1 protein-coding gene is annotated in these 233 nt (G+C 58.4%); it reads right to left on the reverse strand.

Annotated features, from left to right (window positions below):
• A partial coding sequence (locus IEQ44_RS16585) for a hypothetical protein (RefSeq protein ID WP_227487727.1) occupies positions 1-233 on the reverse strand: 233 nt, incomplete at both ends.

A 233-nucleotide genomic window follows, 5' to 3' on the forward strand; every position in this document is an offset into this window, starting at 1 on the left:
TCGTCGTTGAGCATTTCGTCGACCGAGTGGTGCACCACTTCATCCAGCTGGTTGGCAAAGCTTTCGCCAATCAACTGGTGGGCAATCAGGTTGGCGACCGTGGTGTCGACCGGGATCAACGGCTGCTGGAAGTGGCGAATGTACAAGTCATTCACCTCTTCCACCAGGCGGTGCGCCAGGTAGGCTTCATCCAGCAGGCAGTCCAGGCCTACATGCCCTTGCATCACGCTGGG

Origin of the sequence: Nocardioides malaquae (assembly GCF_015070385.1) — a bacterium.
GTDB lineage: Bacteria > Actinomycetota > Actinomycetes > Propionibacteriales > Nocardioidaceae > Nocardioides > Nocardioides malaquae.